The following is a 20,976-nucleotide window of genomic DNA, read 5'->3' on the forward strand; positions in this document are numbered from 1 at the left end:
CAGTTCAACAGAAGGAAGTAACGATATGCCGTCCCCTTACTCGTTTGTCGATCCGCGTCTCGGAAAGCTCGACGGCTTTCAGGTTGAGCTTGATGAAGCTCACGAACGCGCCGATATCATTCTCAACAGGCCGCCGTACAATATCGTCACCATGCCGCAGCGCGATCAACTGCGTCTGGTCTTCGAAACGCTGGATGAGGATGCGCGCGTTCGCGTGATCGTGATCCGTGCGGTTGGAGAGCATTTCTCAAGCGGCGGAAATATCGGCGGCTTCATGGAAGCCACTCCGGAGCATGTCTCGAAGCTCGCATGGAATATTGCCGCGCCCGCGCGTTGCGCCAAGCCCGTTATCGTCGCGAACCGGGGCTATTGCTTCGGAGTCGGATTCGAACTGTCGCTCGCCTGCGATTTCCGGTTGGTTTCCGAAACTGCGTTCTATGCGTTACCTGAGCAGAAGCTCGGTCAGATTCCGGGATCCGGCGGATCGGCTCGCCTGCAGAAAATGATCGGCATCACGCGCACCAAGGACATCGTGATGCGCTCGAAGCGCATTCCGGGCAAGCAGGCGCAGGAATGGGGCATTGCCACCGAATGCGTGCCGGACGCCGATCTGGAAAAGGCGACGGACAAGCTAGTCGAGGAACTTCGCACGTTCTCGCCGTTGGCTCAGCGCACCGCGAAGAAGCTCCTGAACGATACCGAGGACTCGACATTGGCCATCGCGATCGAACTGGAAGGCCATTGCTACAGCCGTTTGCGGCAATCGGAGGACTTCAAGGAAGGTGTCGAAGCCTTCAACGGCAAGCGTCCGCCGAAGTTCATCGGCCGCTAGTCCCCAGTTCTATGCGTTAGGCATTGCGGCTCGCCGCAATGCCTAACGCCTTCGGGATTTCGATATGCCGTTCCATGTTGAAAATCTGGTCGAGGGCAGGACAGCGCTTCCGCATCATTTGCGTCCGAGTTTATCTATCGACTGCCATGCCGACGGGCCGCGGGTTCTCCTCGATCTTGAGTTTTCGCGCCATGAAATCGAGAAACGTCCTCAGCCGTCGCGATTCTTTCCGCTTGCCGGGGAAAGTTGCGGAAACTTCAAGCGTTGGACTTTCCCAGTCGGTCAGCACGCGGACCAGGCGCTTCGACCTGATGTCATTCTGACACATGATATTCGGCAGTATGCCGAGACCAACTCCGCCGATTACCAGTTCACGCGCGATGCCGATGTGGTTGACCGTGATACGCCCGGCCACGTTGATGATCTTGGCGCCGAGGCCGCTGCGGAAATTCCAGACGCCTTCCGCGCGCTGGTGCTCGGTCACGATGCAATCGAAGCGACCGAAATCCTCGATGTTCAGCGGTGCGCCCATTCGTTCCAGGAACTGCGGGCTCGCATAGACCCCTCGTGTAATGCTGGCCAGATGCCACGTCCGGCCTTGCGTTTCGGGCAGGGGACCGAGTTGTACAGCGACATCATAGGGCTCCACCGACACATCGACCCAGCGGCTGTTGGCGTCGATCACGAGGTGAATGTCGGGATAACTTACCGCGAAGGCGGCGATCGCGCTGCTGAGCCATCCGATGCCGAAGTCGACCGGCATGCTGACTCGAAGTGTTCCGCGCAACTCGGTTTGCGCGCGCGCGGTGCCGAGCCCGGCTTCGTCGATTTCGGACGCAATGCGTTCGCAATGCTCGAAGAGCGTCTGGCCGACGTCGGTGATCGTCAATTTGCGGCTGCCTTTCTTGAACAACACCGCGCCAGCCTGATCCTCGAGGAACTGGAGTTTCCGGCTGATCGTCGACTTCGGGATACCGAGTTTTTTGGCTGCGGCGCTGATGCTCCCCGCATTTGCGACTTCGAAGAACAGCAACAGCGCGTTGAGATCGAGTTTTCTGGTCATGGAACCGGACACCTGCATGAATCGGTCAGTCCAGCGGTAACAGGCTGTGGAATGACCTTATCGTCCCATATCTGGAACAAAGGCGGGTTCAAAATGCGCCACTGTCCCGGCTTTGGCAAGGTTAGAGTGATTTCCAACGAACATCAGGCGTTGGCGAAAGGTGCCCCGGGCACCTGACAACACCGAAAAAAGACACGCGAAAATCAAACGCGAACACGGGAGGGAAATATGAAAGGCATTTTCACACGGCGGGGATTCGTTGCCGGATCGGCGGCCGCATCGCTGATGCTGTCGCCGAGCGTTCGAAAGGCTGCGGCCGATACGGCAGTGCCGGTGCGCTGGGCGTCATTGCAGCCCGGCTTCACCGTACTTCCGGTTCAGTTCATTCTCGCCAACAAGCTTGGCCAGAAGAACGGTCTGACCATGCCGGACCCGATGCCGTACACGGCGGTTTCGACGTATTACAACGATTTCGTCGCAGGCAATTACGACGTTTGCATCGGAAGCTGGGACACCTTCGCCGCCCGATATCAAGCCGGCGTGCCGATCAAATATCTTTGCACCATCACCGACGCCAACATGATCGCGCTGCTCGCGCCCAAGACCGGCGTGAGCGATGTGTCGCAACTCAAGGGCAAGACGATTGCAGCGCTTCAGTCGACCGGCACCTATCGGATGGTGAAGGCGCTGATCAAGGAAGCCAACGGATTCGATATCGAAAAAGATGCCACGATTCAGAACGTCGATAACCCGGCTGCGTCGGTGACGCTCCTGATGGCGGATCGTGCCGACGCGGCGTTGTCCTGGGAGCCGAACATCACGACCGGCCTGATCAAGAAGCCGGATCTTCGCGTGATCTTCAAGGCGGGTGACGCCTATCACAAAATTGCAAAGGGCGCGGGCGACCTGCCTTATTTCGGCGTCGGAATTCGGCAGGAGCTGATCGACAAGCATCCCGGAATCGCTGCCAAGGTCGGAAACATGTTCAAGGAGTGCCTGCAAGGCATCAATGCCGACGTGGCGAAGACAGTTGATCTCTTCGGCAGCAGGACGGGGGTGCCCAACGACATCCTGAAGCAGGCCATGGAATCGAAACGCCTATCGTTCAACTACAAGCCGATGTCGGACGCCGCGTCGCGTAACACCGTTGTGAAGGCGAGCGAATTTCTTGCTCGCAACGGGCTGCTTACAAAACCTGTCGACGATAATTTTTTCGCAGTCTGAACCGGCGTGATCGAAAAGATGTCAGCAGTTGCTAAAGCAGAGAAAGCGTCGGACGCGGTTCGTCCCGCCGAACGGAAGATCGTGAAGCCTCTTTCGATGTCGATGGGGCCGCGCAAGAATCCCGAAAGCAGGCGCGATCTCTTTGCGACATGTGTCGTTGTGGTCCTCATCCTCATTGCGATGGAGATCACAAGCCGATACGTGCCGGATTATATCATGCCGTCGCCGATCACCGTCTGGAATGCGGCGCGGGAACTTTTCTTCACGGATCCCTATCACGTCGCCATCACGCTGGTGCGCCTTGCCATCGCTGTGTCGGTCGCCATGACTGTTGGCGTGTTGCTCGGTCTTGCGATGGGAATGCTGCCGCGGCTGAGGCCCTATCTTAAAGCGATCGTCGTGATCGACACTGGGATCCCGGCGCTGTCGTGGATGCTGATTGCCGTGTTCTGGTTCAAAAATCCAGAAACCCGCATCTTCTTTATTCTGCTCGTGATTCTTCTCCCGTTCTATGCCCTCAATGTCTACGAAGGTGTGCGGGCGCTGTCCAAAGACTACGTCGATATGATCGAGAGCTTTCGGCCTTCACGCTGGCAGGTCCTTCGGTATCTGATCCTGCCGCACATCGTACCCTACATCTTTCTGACCACGAAGTCGGTCATCGGCTATGCGATCCGCATGGTGATCTTCGCGGAGCTCGTTGCCTCCGCTGTCGGCGTAGGCGCGCGAATGAATCTTGCTCAATCGACGTTCCGGATCGATCAGGTTCTCGCGTGGACTTTCTTCCTTGTGATTCTCAATTTGCTTCTTCAATCCGCGGTTAGCGGGATCGAGAAGATTGTGTTGCGCTGGCGTGCGGAGGCGACGGTCCGATAATGAGCAATCTCATTGAAGTGCGCGGCGTCACCAAGACCTTCGGCTCATATCTCGCAGTCGATAATCTGTCGCTGAACGTCCAGCGCGGAGAAATCGTTGTTCTGTTGGGAAAGACCGGTGCTGGGAAAAGCACCGTCTTGAATTTGATCATGGGCACAACCGCACCGAACGATGGAACTGTGCGGGTGGCGGGTGTTGATCCATACGATTCCTTCAAGGAGTTGAAAGGCCGACTCTCGGTGAGCTTTCAGACTGATCGTCTGTTGCCTTGGCGAACCGCAGTCGAGAATGCAGAGCTTGGGCTTCTCATTCTTGGAAAATCAAAAGCCGAAGCACGCAAGCGTGCGAAAGATTGGCTGGGGCGGGTCCGTCTCGAAGATGCCGATGACAAATATGTTCACGAGCTTTCGGGCGGAATGCGGCAGCGCGTTTCGCTGGCCCGCGCGTTGGCGATAGATCCAGAGATCGTGTTTCTCGATGAGTCATTTAGTCAGCTCGACCATGTGACATCGAGGGCGCTGCGCCGGGATTTCTATCAGATAGCTCGCGAGTTCAACAAAACGTGCGTTTTGATTACGCATCGAATCGATGACGCGCTGGAAATGGCCGACCGTGCCATCGTTCTCAGTCAGCCTGCCAAAATCGCGCTTGAAGTCCGGATCGACGACGCGGCACGTGCCGATCCAAAAAAGATAGCCGAACTTCACGCACAAATCGCTTCCGCCATGGGTGGTGAAGACGAATCCGAACATTAGGACAATAAACGAGAAGCCTGGAGATCCGATCTGATGAACTATCAAGACGTTATTCTTAAGCGCGAGAATGGATGGGTCGAAATCACGATTAACCGTCCGGAAAAACTGAATTCTCTGCGCGAACAGACCGCGGAAGAAATTCTCGGAATTCTGGGCGAGGTCGAGCACGAACGCGATGTTCGCGCCGTCATCCTGCTCGGAAGCGACAAGGCTTTCTGCACCGGCATCGACACCAGCGAATTTCAGATCCAGGAAAACGGCTATTTCGACTTCTACCGATTCCGGAAGCGTAATCGAAAAGTGAACCGGTTGTTCCGCGAGATCGGTGCCTTCACAAAGCCGCTGATTTCGGCGATCGAAGGATTCGCATTGGGCGGCGGTCTCGAACTCGCACTGGTTGGCGACATTATTGTCGCGGGCGCGAACGCGAAATTCGGTTTGCCTGAAATCAAGCTTGGCATGATGCCCGGCGGTGGTGGCACTCAGACATTGCCGCGACTGATCGGCAAGCCGCTCGCCAAGGAGTTGATGTGGACCGGCCGTCGCATCACGGCTGCGGAAGCTGAGCGCTATCGCATCGTCAATCATGTCACCGAACAGGGCAAGGCCATCGATAAGGCGCGCGAGATTGCGAAAAGCATCAGCGAAAATGCGCCGATCTCGGTGATGATGACAAAATCCGTCATCGACCGCGGTGTCGACATGTCGCTCCCCGACGGCTTCGAGGCCGAGGGCGATGCATCCTTCCTGCTTTACTTCACCAAGGACCGCGATGAAGGCCTCAAGGCTTTCCGTGAAAAGCGGTCGCCAGCGTTCCGCGGAGAATAAACATGACAAAAAAACGCGACATCGTAATCGCCGGCTATTCGGAAACGGCCATCGATTTCAAATCGGGACGGAGTGCCTACGATCTTGGAGGTGAGGCGTTGGCGAAGTTGCTGGCGGCGACCGGGATCGAGAAGGATATGATCGACGGCCTGGCCGTAACATGTCCTCTCAGCGAAGCGCCAAATCCGTTTTTCGCCGTTTACATGACGGAAGCGCTTGGCTTGTCGCCGACGTGGCTGAACTACGGCGGCACCGGTGGCTGCTCCGCGACGGGCGGTGTGGCGCGCGCGGCGTCGGCCATTCGCGATGGCCACTGCGAAGTTGTGGTCGTGCTATCGGCCGATGCGCCAAGCACGTCATGGCGTGCGAACTACGGAGCTTATCGCCCGGAGTTCCAGGATCCGCCAGGCGTGCAGGGGCCGCCAGCGACCTTCGGCCTTCTGATGAGCCGCTATCAGCATCAATATGGCATCAAATCCGAAGCTTTGGGCAAGATCGCTATCACCCAGCGTGCACACGCTGCTCATAACGAAAACGCTTACGCGAAATTCAAGACACCGATCACGATGGACGACTACAACAAGTCGCGCGTCATCGCCGATCCGTTGAAGCTGCTTGATTGCGTCATGTTCTGCGATGGCGCGAATGCCTTTCTGGTGATGAGCGAAGCCAAGGCAAAGAGCCTCGGCATCAAGAAAATGGTGTATCCGACGGCTTACGCGGAAATCACGAACGTCAACGGCAACCAATCCTGTCCGGATATCACCGAAACCGGGTTCTCGAAAATTGCGCCCAAGGTCTACAAGCAGTCGGGCCTCTCGGCGAAGGACATCCGGATGTTCCAGCCGTATGACGATTTCACCATCGCCGTGATGATGAAGTTCGAAGACTTCGGCTTCTGCAAGCGGGGGCAGGGTAGCGACTACACACTCGACACCGATTTGTCTTTCAAGGGCACGTTGCCGTTGAACACCGGCGGCGGCCAGATTTCTGCGGGCCAACCCGGTCTGGCGAGCGGCGGATTGAACCTTGCTGAAGCTGTGCGCCAGATGTTTGGCGAAGGCGGCGGCCGTCAGGTCAGTAATCCGAAGAACGCGCTGATCACCGGTATCGGCGTTATCCCTTACGCGCGGAACTGGGGAACCAGCGCCGCTATGATCCTGGAGGCCTGACCATGGCAGAAGAAAAAACGGGACGTGCGGTCCCCAAGCCGTCTACCTACGTCGATACCCAGGCTTTCTGGGACGGCGCCAAGCAGGGCAAGCTAGTCCTGCAATACTGCAAGGACACCGGAAAGTTTCAGCACTATCCGCGGCCCGTCAGCATCTACACCGGCAGTCGCAATCTCGAATGGCGTGAAGTCTCAGGCAAGGGCACGATCTACGCCTACACGGTCATCCGGGTTCCGGGACCGGGGCTCGATGGTAGACTTCCGCTGCCGCTTGCGACCGTTGAACTCGACGAAGGCGTGCGCATTCTTGGCAATATTCTCGGAGCTGATCCTGACAAGGTCGCTATCGGGCAGCGCGTGGAAGTTGCGTGGGATAAGCTCGGAGACGACATCAATTATCCCGCGTTCAAATTGGGCTAGGTGAACTATGAGGCTGGAAACCGTCCTGCGCGCGCAGGCCGTCCGCTATCCTGACAAGATCGCGCTCGTTTGCGAAAACGAGCGGATCGCCTATCGCGATCTCGACGGAAGAATCCGTCGGGTCGCGAGCGGGTTGAAAGAGCAGGGCCTCGGTGCGGGTGACCGCATCGTGGTGTTTCTCAATAACGGGGTGGAAATCATCGAGTTGTTCTATGCGGCGTTCTCGCTCGGCGCGATCGTCGTTCCCGTTACGACGCGCCTCACGTCGCACGAACTGCAACATATTTGCTCCGACAGCCAGCCGTTCGCTATCGCGTTTGAGAGCCCGGGCAATTCCATCCATGAGGTTCTCGATTCCAATCCAAAAGCGATCCGGATCGCGATCGGGAAGGGCAGCGTTGCGGGCGCAATTTCTTATGACAGTCTGCGAGCGTCGAAGGTGGCACCATTGCCGTCGCTGTCGATCGAGTCTGACGACGCGGTCATCATGTACACGTCCGGTACGACGGGTAAGCCGAAAGGCGCGATCATCACCCACTCCAATATCATTACCCAGCATTGTTTCATCAATGCGGTGGAGTGGGGTATCTCGCGGGATGATCACTATCTGGTCACTACGCCATTGGCGCACCGCACCGGCTTTGCGCGGCTTGCGAACTCGATGACCCTTGGCGGCACACTCGTCGTCATGAAGAAGTTCGATCCGCGACAGACCGTGGAGACCATCGCGCGTGAGAAGATCACGGTGCTGGGCATGGTGCCCACCGTCTGCCGTATGATGCTTCCCGAGATCAAGGCTGATCCCGCGAAGTGCGCCTCGCTTCGGCGTATTGTCGTCACCGGTGAGGCGTTTCCGGTTGAGTTGAAGCGGCAGTTCCTTGCGCTCCTCCCCAATGTCCGGCTGGTGTCGTTCTTCGCCATGACCGAAGTGGGTGGGGTGACCTCGTTGTCGCACGAGGAGCAGTTCGATCATGCCGCATCCATTGGCCGGCCGACGCCGGGCGTCGAGGTGCGTATCGTGGACGATGCTGGCGATGCAGTGAAAACTGGCGAAGCGGGCGAGCTTCTCGTCCGTGTCGGCGAGCCTGGCCGCTATTCCGTGATGCGGGGGTACTACAATCGGCCGGACGAAACCGCCAAAGCGATCGAAGACGGCTGGATCAAGACAGGCGATGTCGCGAAAGCCGATGAGGACGGCTATCTTTATATCGTCGACCGCAAGAAAGACATGGTGCTGAGCGGCGGCTTTAATATCTACACAAAGGAAGTCGAGCAGGCACTCCTGCAAAATCCCGATATAGCGGACGCCGCTGTCGTCGGTGTCCCCGACGAAATTTTTGGGGAAGCTGTCGCGGCCTTTATCGAACGGGCGCAAGGAAGTGCTCCCACGCCGGCCTCGGTCGCCCAGCATGTTCGCGGACTGGTCGCGGGATACAAAAAGCCAAAGTACATATTCATCGTGGATGAACTGCCGCGAAACTCACTTGGCAAGGTGCTCAAGCGAGAATTGCGCGATCAGGCAACCGAGCTCGTCAAGAGCCCCGAGTCTGTGGAAAGAAGCGCTTGACTTTGTTCGAGTGAGTTTCTTCGCAGCAATATCGTAGCTCGTGCGAGGCAGAGTTGTGAGGTCGGACTTCAGACCGAAGCACAAGGCAGCGATATTTGATCGAAATGGGGGAGTGTGGCTTTTGATATCCACATTCCATCAGCGGCGCGTTCGCCCGGCGTGGCGATTAAGCCCGGCTTTCCAATTGAACGCAATTCTGTCGATTTAACCGCGCCGTATTGAGCGGATTTCCGCGATATGCGTGATGTATCGCTCCTTCAGAAACGCGCTATTGCCCGCTGAAAATCTAGAATGAATATAAACTCGCTAATGCGCGCGAGCGGTTCGCCCATGCGCAATCTGCGTGGCGTCGGATCGCCGTGAGAGTCGGTCGAAGGAAGGCAATTAATGCACGAATACAGCGCGGGGAAGGTTGCAGACTACAACAACGGTGACCGCAAGGTGATTGTTTGCGGTGACATGGAAGTTGGTGTCTTCAAGATCGATGGCGAGTTTTACGCCTGGCACAATCGTTGTGCACATCGTGCGGGCCCTGTCTGCCAGGGCCGCATCATGAAGCGGGTGCTCGAACCTGTCGCGGAAGACCATACGGTGCGCGCCATGGAATACGACGAGACGGAAAGCAACATCGTCTGCCCGTGGCACGGCTACGAATACAGCATCAAGACCGGTAGCCATCAGGGAAACCCGCGAGTCCGCCTGCGCAAGGCAGATATGACAATCAGGGATGGAGAAATCTATGTCCGAGTCTAATGCCGATCGGCGTAACGACCAGTACGGATGGATCGATTCGCTGGCTCCTGACCTGTTGCGCGCGTCGCGGGAATTGGTCGAAAGCGGCGAAGCTCATCGTGTGTCCGACGAATCCGTTGCGCAAATACTCACGGCGGCCATTCGCCTTTATGTTGCGAAGTCCGATGGCGAGGAAAGAACATTTCCGCCGATCGCGGGTGAGCGCGACAGCGAAATGACGCCGACGGAGTTGCTGTCAGCCGTCTCGGAAATGCTTCGCGCTCTGCATCTCGGCCCAGTGGAGCTTGCGCTTTGGTATCGCCGACGGCCGGACGAAGACACATACTACCCGGGTGCTAAATCATGAATGTTCGAGAGAAGGTCGGGCCGCAGTACGCAGCCACACAGCAGATTGATGTCTATACCGATACGCGCGATGTGCTTGCCCACGCGAAACGGAATGCGGTCAAGCGCGGACTGCAGGACTGGTTTGTCGTTGATATCGACGCACACCACGTCGAGTCGGTTTCGTGGAAAGAGGTCGTCACCTACATTGAGGATCCGGTTATTCGCGATAACGCGATGCGTTATCAGGCGGAGCGGATCGGTGCGCCGCCGTTTGGTTTGAACGGTGATCTCGGCCTGCGTTACCAGTCTGTGGGCGGGCGCATTCCGCATCAGGACGATCAACGCGAAACCGTGGAGGAAACCGACGTCCACCGCGACGTTACCCTGACGCGACGCGCGATGGATTCGCTCGGCGTGGACAATATGGTCGTTTTCCCAACGCCTATGCTGTTTCTCGGAATGCATCCGCAAACCGAAATGGAAGTGTGGCTCGGCCGCGCTTACAATCGATGGATGGGCGAGAGAATTTTATCCGCAGAGGACCGGATAAAAACGCTGATCTATCTGCCGTTCAATACGCCGAAAGAGGCGGAACGCGCCGTCGAGGAGTTTGGCGATAATAAAGGCGTGATCGGATTTTGCGTTACCAGCACGCGATACAAGCCGGTTCACAGCAACGAATATATGCGTCTGTACTCCATGATCGAGGAGACCGGGAAGCCTCTGGCCTTCCATGCCGGCTATCACTGGCAGGATCCCTCGCTGGCCACGGTCAATCGCTTTCTTGGCATGCACGCGTTGGGTTTTGCCTGGTGCAACATGGTGCATATGACCAACTGGATCTTGAACGGCATTCCCGAACGATTCCCAAAACTCAAGACGATGTGGGTCGAGAGCGGGTTGGCGTGGGTTCCCTTCCTGATGCAGCGGCTCGATGATCAGTATCTCATGCGGCCGTCCGAGGCGCCGCAGCTCAAGCGTATGCCGAGCGAATATATGAATACGAACTGCTTCTACACGACGCAGCCGATGGAAACGACGCATCCGAAGGCCCTTGAGAACACGTTCGAGATGATCAAGGCGGAAACCCAGTTGATGTTCTCATCGGACTGGCCGCACTTCGATTTCGATCTTCCTCAGGAAATCTGCGATCTGCCGTTCCTCAACGAGCAGGCGAAAAGAAACATTCTTGGGTTGAATGCGGCCCGACTTTTCAATCTGGATCCGACGCCAGTCAAGAAGCTCATCACGGCGTGATCCTGCGTGACGAACATCGAACATAATCAACAAAAAGTACAAACAACATCCGGGGGATGACAATGCGAAGGGCTCTTGTTGCGGTTTTAGCTGTATTTCTTTTAGGCGCAGGCGAAGCGAGAAGTACGCAGGGGCCGGAGATTCCGGGAAATGCGATCCGTATTATCGTGCCGTTCTCTGCGGGCGGCCCGACCGACGTGCTTGCGCGCGTGGTCGGCAAGATACTAGGTGAGAAGCTTGGGGTGACGACGTATATCGAGAACAAGCCGGGTGCTTCCGGTATCATCGGTACGGAACCCGTGGTGCGATCTCCCGCTGACGGCACGGTCCTTCTTCTCACGGCGACGCATCACGTGATTACACCGAGCCTTTACAAGAGCATTCCTTACGATACGAAAAAGGATATCTCTCCGATTGCACTCGTCGCGGCGGTTCCCAACGCGATTTTGGTGACCAACAATTTCCCGGCCAAGAACGTCAAGGAACTGATCGAGATTCTCAAAAAGAATCCGGGCAAGTATTCGTTTGGCTCGGCCGGCACGGGGAGCGCCAATCACTTGTCGGGAGAACTGTTCAAGCAGATGGCGGGTGTCGATATTGTTCATGTTCCTTATAAGGGGAACGGGCCTGCAATGAACGATCTCATCGGTGGACATATTCCGATGTTGTTCGATTCGCTCCCGACTGTGGTGAGCGCATCCAAGGGCGGGCTGGTGCGTGTTCTTGCCTTGACCGGTCTGAAGCGTTCGCCGTTGCTTCCGGATGTTCCGACGCTCGATGAATCGGGCTTGAAGGGCTTCAATGTGCAGGCCTGGTTCGGCATCTACATGCCTCAAGCCAACGGGTCACCCATTTACAAGAAGCTGGTCGCCGCAATGAAGGAAGTTAACGAGTCCGAGGAAGCCAAGCGAAGATTTGCCGAGATGGGTGTTGAACCCGGCGACCTCTACGGCGAGGAGTTTCGCACTTTCGTAGACAGTGAGATCGCGCGTTGGGGCGAGGTCGTCAAGAAGGCGAATATTCCGCCGGAATGACGCCCGGGGAATGCCGATCCCGCGCATCGGCGGACATCTGACTGCGGTTGATCGGGATCGGAGGAATACGCATTCCTTCGGTCCCGGCCAGCCCGAATTTTATAACGCGATCATTTTCGCATGCAGTCGGGTCGCGGCTACGAAAGCGTCCAAGGCAGGGGACGAATGCCGGTAGGCGATCGCCAATTCAAATTCGACCGGGGTTCCGGGTCCGGTGAGTTCCCGAAACACGACACCCTTGCGGCCGCTCGTTGCGAGCGCTCTCGATACCAAAGCAACACCCATTCCGCCGGCGACCAGGTTCGCGATCGTGTCCATCTGCGGTGCCTCCTGTCCGATCTTCGGTGTGAACCCGGCCTTTGAACAAGCCGCGTGGATGATCCGATGCAGGCCCGGGCCCTGGCGAGCAGCGAATAAAATCCAGGATTCCTGGGACATATCCGCAAGGGTTATCTGGCTCGCCATCGCTAATGGGTGCCTCTCGGGCAGAGCGGCGACGAGACGGTTGCGGGCGATGACCTCGACCGTCAGATTTTTGGCATCCTCAAGGGGAGGGATGACAAAGCCAAGATCGCTTTCATCGTTTGCCAGGGACGCGAGTTGCTGCGTTGTCATGGCTTCGCGCAATTCAAGCTTGACTGCGGGATAACGTTCTCGAAATCGCAGCAAGATTGACGGCAGTAACTCGCGAGCCGCGCTGGCAACGAACGTCACGCGTAACATTCCAGTGAGGCCTGCGCCGGCGCGTTGTGCCGCCAGCAGGGCGCGCTCCGCTTGATCGACAGTCTTGCGCGCTTCATCGAGGAAGACACGGCCAGCTTCGGTCAGGCGTTCGATGCGGTTGGTTCGTTCGATAAGAACTGCGCCAATTTCGTCCTCGATGCGTTTGATTGTTGCGGTTAATGGCGGCTGCGCCATATTGAGCCGTTCCGCGGCGCGCCGGAAACTCAATTCCTCTGCCACCGCGATGAATTGCTTGAACTGGCGAAGTTCGATCATTTCGATACCCTTCCTCGTCAGACTGGATCGATGTGCCGAGCAGTCAGGCGGAAACATCCTGCTTCAAGGGTCGTGCGGTCGCGAAGCCGCTTGGCCGAATGGCTGAATTTTTTGAGCTTCGCGACCGGTATCCGATAAGACCGTCAGTCGACCGTAATACCGCTGGACTTGATCGGGGCAGCCCACTTCGCAATTTCGCTCGTGACGAACTTGCCGAGATAGGCCGGTGTTGTCCGATCGTTCGAAACAAATCGAAGGCCGGCGCTTTCGAGCTTCTCCCGCACTGCCGGTGTCTTCATTGCATCGACCGTTGCCTTGTTCAGTTTTTCGACAATGGTGGCTGGTGTTCCCTTGGGAAGGAAAAATGCGTTCCACGTATACGCCTCGACATCGTATCCTTGTTCGATAGCGGTCGGTACGTTCGGAAGCACAGGCGAGCGCTCCTTGGTCAGGATGGCGATTGCCTGTACCGTGCCGCCGTCAACCTGAGCCTTCGCGGTCGTGACGATATCGCAGAGGTAATCGATTCGGCCGCTCATCAGATCCTGCATCGCAGGATTGGCCCCGCGATAAGGTACGTGCACGACGTTGAGACCCGTCACCGAATTCATCAGCACGCAGCCGAGATGGATCGCCGATCCTGTGCCGGCTGATCCAAACTGCATCTTGCTTTCGTTGGCTTTGGTGTAGGCGACGAATTCCTTCATGCCTTTCGCCGGGAAGTCCTTGCGAGCCACCAGCACGAGAGGCGCCTCGACGATAAGGGCAACCGGTTCAAAGTCCGTCACGGAATTGTACGCGGGCTTTTTGAACAGGCTCTGGTTTTGAGCCTGCGTTCCGACGGTGCCAAGCAGAAAGGTATAGCCGTCGGGCGGCGCTTTCGCGACGCGGTCCGCGCCATTCATTCCGCCCGCGCCTCCAACATTTTCCAGAACCACAGGCTGGCCAAGGAGTTCACCCATCCGCTGCGCAAACAACCGCGCAAGGACGTCATTAGGTCCGCCCGCCGCAAAGGGGTTGATCATGGTGATCGGCCGTGTCGGCCATTCCTGGGCCTGGGCGGCATTGCCAAGCGCCAAAAGGCCTGCTGTTGCGACGATTGCTAACCTGCGTAACATCTGGTTCTTCCCCATGAGTTTCTGGTTTTTGAGACGATGCATCAACGAATTGCCTGAATGCATGAGGCCAACCCGATCAGGAACATTGCGAGCAGGAACCAGCGTTTGAAGGTCGCGGCCGATATCCGGCTGACATAGTAGCGGCCGATGGCCATTCCCGCTGTCGCCGGCAGCAGCGCAAGCGCCGACATCAGCGCTGTATCGCTGCGGAAAATACTCGCGCTTGTGAGAACGGTCCCCAGCGCAAGGGCCGAGATGAAGAATGAGAGCCCCAATGCCTGCAGCAATTCTTCTTTCTCGAGATTGATTGCCTGCAGATAAGGAACGAGGGGAATAGCCATCAGGCCGGTTGCCGCGACGATGACGCCGGTGATCAGGCCGATGATGGGAGACAGAAACGGCTCGTAGCGTTCAGAAATCCGCGGCGTCGCGGAGGTCGTGCCGTAAACGGCGTACACCATCAACATGATGCCAAGCAAAAATCCCGGCAGCTTGGATGTTTGCGTCGTCAGGATGTCCCCGCATAGCCAGGCGCCGATGCAAATGCAGACTTCAACCGTCCAAAGCCGCCTGACGATAGCAAGAAAATTTCGTCCCGACATCATTTGCCAGATGTTGGTCACGAAGGCGGGCACGAGAACCAGCGCAGCGGCCTGCGCCGGCGGCATCGCAAGCGCCATGATGCCGATGGCAACGGGCGGTAATCCCATCCCGACGACACCCTTCACGAGGCCGGCGAGTAGAAATGTTGCCGCGACGAGCGCGACAAGCGCAAACGGCTCCATTGTTTTTATGTTCCCTGCCTGATCGGCGATTGTTGGCTTCGCCGTTTTCGTTGCTTTTTGTTGTGTGGGCTTGGTTCGCCGCCGCCGTGATGGCTTGCTCAGTTAGACAAAGGATATTGTTTCCGTCATTTCGAGGATGCGTTTGATCTCGACCATTGCTTTCTCGAGGTCGGCTTCCGTGGAGGGATGCCCAAGACAAATTCGAATCCCAAGCGTTCCACGCTCGACTTGCTGCAAGGCGCCGGGTGGCGCGAGCGTAATTCCGGCGTGGGCCGCTTGGGTGACGAGCGCATTCAATGTGCGGCCCGCGGGTAACGGAAGCCAACGATGAAATCCGGGAGAAGACGAGATCGGCGGCAACCAGGCGCTGAGAATCCTGTTTGCGATTTCATTCCTGACGGCAGCCTTCTCGCGCTTACGCTTCACCTGACGGATCAGGCCGCCATCGCGAATGAGTCTTGTAACGACTTCGGCCATGACGGGCGTGGCCATCCATCCCGTGGCCCGTATAGCGTTGTTGCAACGGTCGCGAAACGAAGCGGGCGCGATCATCGCCGCGATGCGTAGTCCCGGAGCGAGGCATTTCGCAAAGCTCACGACATAAAAGCTGCGTTCCGGGATCCGCACGGAGATCGGGCGAGGTGCTGTTTCGAAAAGGAATGCGTAGGCGTCGTCCTCAAGCAAATATGCGTTATGCTTGCGAACGATTTCGGCGATGGCGTCGCGGCGCGCTTCCGACATCGTGGCGCCTGTTGGTGTCTGCAAGGTCGGCATGCAGAACAGGACCTTGGCGCCGGTTTCGCTGAACGCGCGGTCGAGTTCTTCGGGAATGAGGCCGTCAGCATCGGCCGTCACGCCGTGCAGCCGATAGCCGTTCTGCGCCGACAATGCGATCATCCCTGAATAGGTAAATCGTTCTGTGAGAACGACGTCTCCGGGCGAACTCACCAGATTGAGCGCAACGGAGATGGCGTGTTGACCTCCGTGCGTGATGAACAGCTCATCGGGATCGGCCGTAACTCCCAACGATGCAAGCCAGATCACCATCGCCTCGCGGTGACGCTTGACGCCTTGATGTGGCAGGTAGCCGAGCAGGTTGGTCATTTCGCCTTGCGCGGCAATTTCGGCAAGAGCCGAGGCGATGACTTCGTCTTCACCAGTGTAGGGAGGAACGTTCAGCGCGAGATTGATCGTTGCGTCGCCAGAACCATAGCCGCTGCGTTGTGCGGGTTTCCGGCGCTGCACGAAGGTGCCGCGTCCAACCTCGCCGGTGATGAGGCCGCGCTGTTCTGCTTCGGAGTATGCTTTCGAGATCGTGCCGATGCTGAGCCCAAGCCGCTGGGCCATCTCACGCTGGGGTAGCAGCCGCATGCCCGGCTTGATCTGGCCGCTCGCGATGTCCCCCTCAAGAGAATCGACAAACGCGAGATAGCGCGGTCCGCCATTGGGGGGGAGGGTTGGTACCCAATCGTTCATTTGCTTCCCGTGAATGATCTACGACGGTCAAATCGTCGCAGCATTGTCGAATAGTACAATTCGGAAAACCTTTCAATGTGACCTACCAACAGGCGCTACAATGCGAAATTTCATCGTTTGGAGCCACTAAAATCGTATGTTTATATATCAATCCAGAATTGTACCAGTCTCAAATCAGCATAAATTGGCGAATTGCTTCATTTTTAATTTGACAATGACCACCGCGAATTCTTACCTCGCGTCGAAAGCTGCTGGCTAACGGCGGCACGAACCGCCTGGCTGTTGGGAGAGCGTCTTGGTTTATGAAATTCGGGTTTATGAGGCCGTGGAAGGCCGCGCTGAAGCGATGCGCAAACGTTTCCAGGATGAGGTCGCGGCGAAATTCTTTCCCCGTCATGGCATCGAACTCGTCGGAGCATTCGTTGCGCCAGAAGAAGACGAGCGCCTCACTTACATAACGCGGTTTTCAAGCGAAGATGCGCGGAAGGCGGCATGGGCCGCATTCGGAGCCGACAGCGAGTGGGCTGCGGTCAAGAAGGCGAGCGAGATCGATGGGCCGCTTCTCAAGAAACAGACCATATCGGTGCTGTCGCCCGCTTTTGCCGGTCCCTTGCTCGGCTGAGGAATTATGAAACCTGCGTCATTCGATTACGTCAGACCAAGCTCACTTGCCGAGGCGTGCGAGTTGCTCGCCGCGGATGAAGATGCGCGTGTCATAGCGGGCGGGCAGACACTTGTGCCCATGCTTGCCATGCGCCTCGCCCGGCCGGCGAGGCTGGTCGATATTCTGCGGCTGAAAGAGCTTTCAGGCATCCGTGAGGACAATGGGTCGATTGTGATAGGGGCGACGACGCGGCAGGCGCTGGCGCTAAACGATCCGTTGATCCGGAAATCGGTGCCATTGCTTGCCTTGGCTCTCCCATGGGTCGGGCATCCTCCGACCCGCAATCGCGGCACTGTCGGCGGTTCGATTGCCAATGCTGATCCGTCCGCAGAAATTCCGCTGGTTGCCGTGACGCTCGGCGCTGAAATCGAAGCGGCGTCCCCTGATGGGACGATGTCCACACCGGCGGACGATTTCTTTATCGGTCCGATGCTGACCACGATCGGCATGGGTGAATGTCTCAGCGCGGTCCGCTTCCCCGTCTGGACGCATAAGCGCATTGGTGTCGGGTTTCACGAAATCAGCGCGCGCCGGTCCGATTTTGCGTTCGTTTCTGCGGCGGCACAGATCGCGCTCGACGAGGAGGGGCGATGCATTGACGTGGCGCTCGGAATTGGCGGCGTCGGCGACCGGCCTATTAAACTTGATATATCGTCACTGCTCGGAACGCGTCTGGAAGCAAAGCCGCTGGCTGATGCGATAGCCGCTGCCGTTTCCGATCTCGAGGCGACCAGCGATCTGCATGCAACAGCGAGCTATCGCAGCCGCGTTGCTGCCACTCTTTGTGCGCGGGCGCTGGAAGATGCGCATGATCGTGCGAAGGGCCAGGAAGTCCGAGGAGGAGCCCGATGAAGATTGAACTCAACGTCAACGGGTTGCGTTGCGCCGGCGATGTCGAGCCGCGAAAGACGCTGCTGGATGCGTTGCGAGATGATTTCTTGCTGACCGGCGCGCACGCGGGCTGCGAGCATGGCGTTTGCGGCGCCTGCACCGTGCTGCTCGATGGCGAGCCGGTGCGCTCCTGCCTGATGTTCGCGGTTCAGGCCGACGGCTATGCGATCACGACAATTGAGGGTGTCGCAACCTCTCCTGGAGAACTGAGTGTCATACAGGATGCGTTTTGCGAAACCCACGGCATGCAATGCGGTTATTGCACGCCCGGCATGATCCTGACAGCGCACGCGCTTCTTGAGCGGACGCATGACGTCAACCGCGAAGACATCGTCGAGGCGATTTCCGGGAACATCTGCCGCTGCACGGGTTACGGGCAGATCATAGAGGCAGTCGAGTTCGCGGCCGATCGCCTGAGAAAATCGAATGTGCTTCGGGCCAACAAGGCCGCGCTAGATGGAAATGCGCCCGGCCACGATGCGCCGGAAGAGGGCGTTCTCGAAGTTGCGGCTGATGCGCCGGGAAAGGGCCCGAAATGAGCGCGGATCCGTCAGCCTTCCGTTTCGTATCGACCAATCGTCGCGTTCGCGAGGATCGCCGCTTCGTCGTAGGCCGTGGCCACTACGTCGGTGATATTGCCCTGGAGGGTATGCTACACGTCGCGATCCTGCCTTCGCAGTATCCCTCGGCTCGCATTCTCTCGATCGACAGTTCTGCCGCAATGGCAATGCCGGGTGTCCACTACGTTCTGACGGGTGAGGAACTGGCAGCGGCAGTCGATCCGCTAATGAACGGCCTCGATACGCCAAACGTGAAACGCTATCCATTGGCCGTTGGCCAGACCCGATATGCGGGCGAGTGGGTCGCTGCCGTGGTGGCGGAAACCCGCGCGCAAGCGGAGGACGCGACCGAGAAGCTTCGCGTGAGCTATGAGCCGCTTCCTTTTGTGATCGACGCCGAGGAAGCGATCAAACCGGATAGTCCTCCTGTTCATCCAGAACATGGTTCGAACGTTTTGCTCGACAAGACGTTTGTCTGGGGTGAGGTTGAAAAGGATTTCGCCGAAAGCCCGCGCCATCTGTCTTTCCGCGTCGTGTGGGGCAGAAATTCGACCGTGCCGATCGAGACGTTCGGGGTGGCGGTATCCTGGGATCCGTGGCGCGAAATTCTGGACGTCTGGGCCTCGATTCAGATGCCGAAGTATCCGGATCAGATTGCGCGCGCGCTGCGAATTCCGGCGAATAACGTTCGAGTCCATCAGGACGTCGATGTCGGCGGCAGTTACGGCGTCAAGCGAGGCATCAAGCATACCGTTCTCGTTTCGCATCTTTCGCGACGGCTTGGCCGTCCCGTTCGGCTGATCGAGGATCGGCTTGAGAACATGCGCGGCGGCGACCAGCACGGCCCAGAGCGCATCTTCGATGTCGATATTGCGTTCAACGATCAGGGCATCGTCAAGTCGATGAAGATGCGGGCGCTGGACAATGCCGGCGGCTACGCCGGCCGGGCGCCTTTCCAGCTCGGCAAGCCGATCGGCGCTATCGTCGGGCCCTACAAAATCAACAGTGTGCAGTATCGCGCGCAATCGGTGACCTCGAACAAGGCCGTACAGGAAGCTGTGCGCGGCTTCGGTCAGTCGCCGACGAACTACGCAATTGAAACGGCAATCGACAAGGTTGCCGCCGCAATCGGGATCGATCCTGTCGAAGTTCGCCGCCGCAATTTTATTTGCAAGGACGAGTTTCCGTATCTGATCCCAAGCGGCACGCGGTATGATAGCGGCGACTATCACACGGTAGTGGAGAAGGTTCTCGCGCACGTCGATTACACTGCGCTTCAGAAAGAGCGTGATCGGCTGCGGGCGTCCGGAATGCTCGCGGGAATCGGTATTGCCGCGTGTCTTGAGCCGAGCGGTGGAAACTCCTCCTTCGAGCCACTGCTGAATGAGAAGAACACCACGACGACGTGGATGGATTCTTGCCGCATCAATATCGATGGTGTTGGCTTCGTCACGGTCACGATTCACACGACATCTGCCGGGCAGGGCCATGAAACGCTCGTCGCCACAGTCGTCGGCGAGGTTCTGGAAATCGACCCCGACAGCATCCGCGTTGTACGTCCGGATTCGCTGGCGTCACTGCCTTCCAACACGCCGGTCGGCAGCCGCATGGCCATCATGCTCGGTGGTGCGGCATTCCACGCGGCGCAGAAGCTAAAGGCGAAGTTCGTCAAAATCGCCGCGCATCAGTTTGGATGCAAGGAAGACGAAGTAGAATACGCAAAGGGCAGTGTGGTTGCCACCAAAGGCTCCAGTCAGCTGAATTGGGCTGATCTCGTCAACATTGCTCACCGCAACTTTCATCTGCTTCCGGAAGGCATGGAGCCCGGACTTGAAACCACGCATGTGATGCAGGTTCCGACCGGGGACAAGCTTCCGGAAAACGGACGGGTGCAAATGTATCCGTGTCACTCGTTCGAGTTTCACGTTGTCCTGGTCGCGATCGATCCTGTTCTCGGAAAACCGGATATTCGCCGCTACGTCATCGGTCACGATTGCGGCACCGTCATAAACCCGCACATCGTGAAGGGAATGACGCTGGGCGGCATTGCTCACGGTATCGGAGCGGCGTTGCTCGAGGAGTTTGTCTACGACGGCGAGGGACAAATGCTGACCCAAAGCTTCATGGACTACCTGCTCCCGTCATCACACGAGATTCCGAAGGTCGAAATCGTGCATCACTGCACGCCGTCTCCGTACACCGTGTTCGGACAAAAGGGTTCCGGCGAAAGCGGCTACCTCGGCGCACCGGCCGCAATATCGAACGCCATCAACGATGCCGTGCGTAGCCTCGACATCTCGTTCTCCAAGCTCCCGATTCGCATTTCCGCCATCAGTGATGCGGTTGCGGTGGCCAAACAAAACAAAAAGTAAGGAC

21 protein-coding genes are annotated in these 20,976 nt (G+C 57.7%); 16 read left to right on the forward strand and 5 right to left on the reverse strand.

Annotated elements, in window-relative coordinates:
- Positions 1–25 precede the first annotated feature (25 nt).
- Positions 26–832 carry an enoyl-CoA hydratase/isomerase family protein gene (locus AC1RKJ_RS00135; RefSeq protein ID WP_492788897.1) on the forward strand — a complete coding sequence of 269 codons (807 nt, stop codon included), beginning with the start codon at positions 26–28 and terminating at the stop codon, positions 830–832.
- Positions 833–962: 130 nt separating this feature from the next.
- Here AC1RKJ_RS00135 and AC1RKJ_RS00140 read toward each other — a convergent pair whose 3' ends face one another.
- A complete protein-coding gene (locus AC1RKJ_RS00140; RefSeq protein WP_492788898.1) occupies positions 963–1,895 on the reverse strand; it encodes a LysR family transcriptional regulator in 933 nt (310 codons plus the stop codon).
- A 228-nt stretch (positions 1,896–2,123) separates the two neighbouring features.
- On the opposite strand from AC1RKJ_RS00140, the gene AC1RKJ_RS00145 reads away from it, so the two are divergent.
- The 11 genes from AC1RKJ_RS00145 to AC1RKJ_RS00195 all read left to right on the forward strand — a co-directional run bounded on the left by AC1RKJ_RS00145 (position 2,124) and on the right by AC1RKJ_RS00195 (position 12,107).
- On the forward strand, positions 2,124–3,119 hold the full coding sequence (locus tag AC1RKJ_RS00145) for an ABC transporter substrate-binding protein (RefSeq protein WP_492788899.1): 996 nt from the start codon (positions 2,124–2,126) through the stop codon (positions 3,117–3,119).
- An 18-nt stretch (positions 3,120–3,137) separates the two neighbouring features.
- A complete protein-coding gene (locus tag AC1RKJ_RS00150; protein ID WP_492788900.1) occupies positions 3,138–3,995 on the forward strand; it encodes an ABC transporter permease in 858 nt (285 codons plus the stop codon).
- Complete coding sequence (locus tag AC1RKJ_RS00155; protein WP_492788901.1) at positions 3,995–4,750, forward strand: ABC transporter ATP-binding protein; 756 nt, start codon at positions 3,995–3,997, stop codon at positions 4,748–4,750. Before AC1RKJ_RS00150 ends, AC1RKJ_RS00155 begins: the two co-directional genes overlap by 1 nt.
- 33 nt (positions 4,751–4,783) lie before the next feature.
- A complete protein-coding gene (locus AC1RKJ_RS00160; protein WP_492788902.1) occupies positions 4,784–5,578 on the forward strand; it encodes an enoyl-CoA hydratase/isomerase family protein in 795 nt (264 codons plus the stop codon).
- Between the two features lie 2 nt (positions 5,579–5,580).
- Entirely contained in the window at positions 5,581–6,750 is a 1,170-nt protein-coding gene (locus tag AC1RKJ_RS00165) for a thiolase family protein (protein ID WP_492788903.1), read from the forward strand.
- Positions 6,751–6,752: 2 nt separating this feature from the next.
- Positions 6,753–7,169: a Zn-ribbon domain-containing OB-fold protein gene (locus AC1RKJ_RS00170; protein ID WP_492788904.1), complete on the forward strand. Its 417-nt coding sequence runs from the start codon at positions 6,753–6,755 to the stop codon at positions 7,167–7,169.
- 7 nt (positions 7,170–7,176) lie between these two features.
- Positions 7,177–8,736 (forward strand): class I adenylate-forming enzyme family protein, encoded by a 1,560-nt coding sequence (locus AC1RKJ_RS00175; protein ID WP_492788905.1) that lies wholly within the window; start codon positions 7,177–7,179, stop codon positions 8,734–8,736.
- Positions 8,737–9,123: 387 nt separating this feature from the next.
- Complete coding sequence (locus AC1RKJ_RS00180) at positions 9,124–9,489, forward strand: Rieske (2Fe-2S) protein (protein ID WP_492788906.1); 366 nt, start codon at positions 9,124–9,126, stop codon at positions 9,487–9,489.
- Positions 9,476–9,835 (forward strand): hypothetical protein, encoded by a 360-nt coding sequence (locus tag AC1RKJ_RS00185; RefSeq protein ID WP_492788907.1) that lies wholly within the window; start codon positions 9,476–9,478, stop codon positions 9,833–9,835. The genes AC1RKJ_RS00180 and AC1RKJ_RS00185 overlap by 14 nt, the downstream gene beginning before the upstream one ends.
- Positions 9,832–11,073, forward strand: coding sequence for an amidohydrolase family protein (locus AC1RKJ_RS00190; protein WP_492788908.1), 1,242 nt, complete (start codon positions 9,832–9,834; stop codon positions 11,071–11,073). The genes AC1RKJ_RS00185 and AC1RKJ_RS00190 overlap by 4 nt, the downstream gene beginning before the upstream one ends.
- Before the next feature lie 167 nt (positions 11,074–11,240).
- Complete coding sequence (locus AC1RKJ_RS00195; protein ID WP_492788909.1) at positions 11,241–12,107, forward strand: Bug family tripartite tricarboxylate transporter substrate binding protein; 867 nt, start codon at positions 11,241–11,243, stop codon at positions 12,105–12,107.
- A gap of 99 nt (positions 12,108–12,206) precedes the next feature.
- Here the strand turns inward: AC1RKJ_RS00195 and AC1RKJ_RS00200 are convergent, their stop codons facing one another.
- The 4 genes from AC1RKJ_RS00200 to AC1RKJ_RS00215 form a co-directional block, all read right to left on the reverse strand.
- On the reverse strand, positions 12,207–13,106 hold the full coding sequence (locus AC1RKJ_RS00200) for a LysR family transcriptional regulator (RefSeq protein ID WP_492788910.1): 900 nt from the start codon (positions 13,104–13,106) through the stop codon (positions 12,207–12,209).
- A 143-nt stretch (positions 13,107–13,249) separates the two neighbouring features.
- Complete coding sequence (locus AC1RKJ_RS00205; RefSeq protein WP_492788911.1) at positions 13,250–14,224, reverse strand: Bug family tripartite tricarboxylate transporter substrate binding protein; 975 nt, start codon at positions 14,222–14,224, stop codon at positions 13,250–13,252.
- 41 nt (positions 14,225–14,265) lie between these two features.
- Positions 14,266–15,009 (reverse strand): sulfite exporter TauE/SafE family protein, encoded by a 744-nt coding sequence (locus tag AC1RKJ_RS00210; RefSeq protein ID WP_492788912.1) that lies wholly within the window; start codon positions 15,007–15,009, stop codon positions 14,266–14,268.
- Between the two features lie 102 nt (positions 15,010–15,111).
- Positions 15,112–16,485, reverse strand: coding sequence for an aminotransferase-like domain-containing protein (locus AC1RKJ_RS00215; RefSeq protein WP_492788913.1), 1,374 nt, complete (start codon positions 16,483–16,485; stop codon positions 15,112–15,114).
- A 295-nt stretch (positions 16,486–16,780) separates the two neighbouring features.
- On the opposite strand from AC1RKJ_RS00215, the gene AC1RKJ_RS00220 reads away from it, so the two are divergent.
- Genes AC1RKJ_RS00220 through AC1RKJ_RS00235 form a run of 4 tightly spaced genes read left to right on the forward strand, consistent with a single transcriptional unit; the run spans position 16,781 to position 20,972 of the window.
- The gene (locus tag AC1RKJ_RS00220) at positions 16,781–17,107 is read left to right on the forward strand and encodes an NIPSNAP family protein (protein ID WP_492788914.1); all 327 of its coding nucleotides are present in this window, start codon (positions 16,781–16,783) and stop codon (positions 17,105–17,107) included.
- A gap of 6 nt (positions 17,108–17,113) precedes the next feature.
- Complete coding sequence (locus tag AC1RKJ_RS00225) at positions 17,114–18,001, forward strand: FAD binding domain-containing protein (RefSeq protein WP_492788915.1); 888 nt, start codon at positions 17,114–17,116, stop codon at positions 17,999–18,001.
- Positions 17,998–18,579: a (2Fe-2S)-binding protein gene (locus tag AC1RKJ_RS00230; protein ID WP_492788916.1), complete on the forward strand. Its 582-nt coding sequence runs from the start codon at positions 17,998–18,000 to the stop codon at positions 18,577–18,579. The genes AC1RKJ_RS00225 and AC1RKJ_RS00230 overlap by 4 nt, the downstream gene beginning before the upstream one ends.
- Positions 18,576–20,972, forward strand: a complete 2,397-nt coding sequence (locus AC1RKJ_RS00235) for a xanthine dehydrogenase family protein molybdopterin-binding subunit (RefSeq protein WP_492788917.1) — start codon at positions 18,576–18,578, stop codon at positions 20,970–20,972. Before AC1RKJ_RS00230 ends, AC1RKJ_RS00235 begins: the two co-directional genes overlap by 4 nt.
- Positions 20,973–20,976: the final 4 nt, after the last annotated feature.

The sequence above is a fragment of the Afipia sp. GW822-FHT04G07 genome (assembly GCF_058800765.1).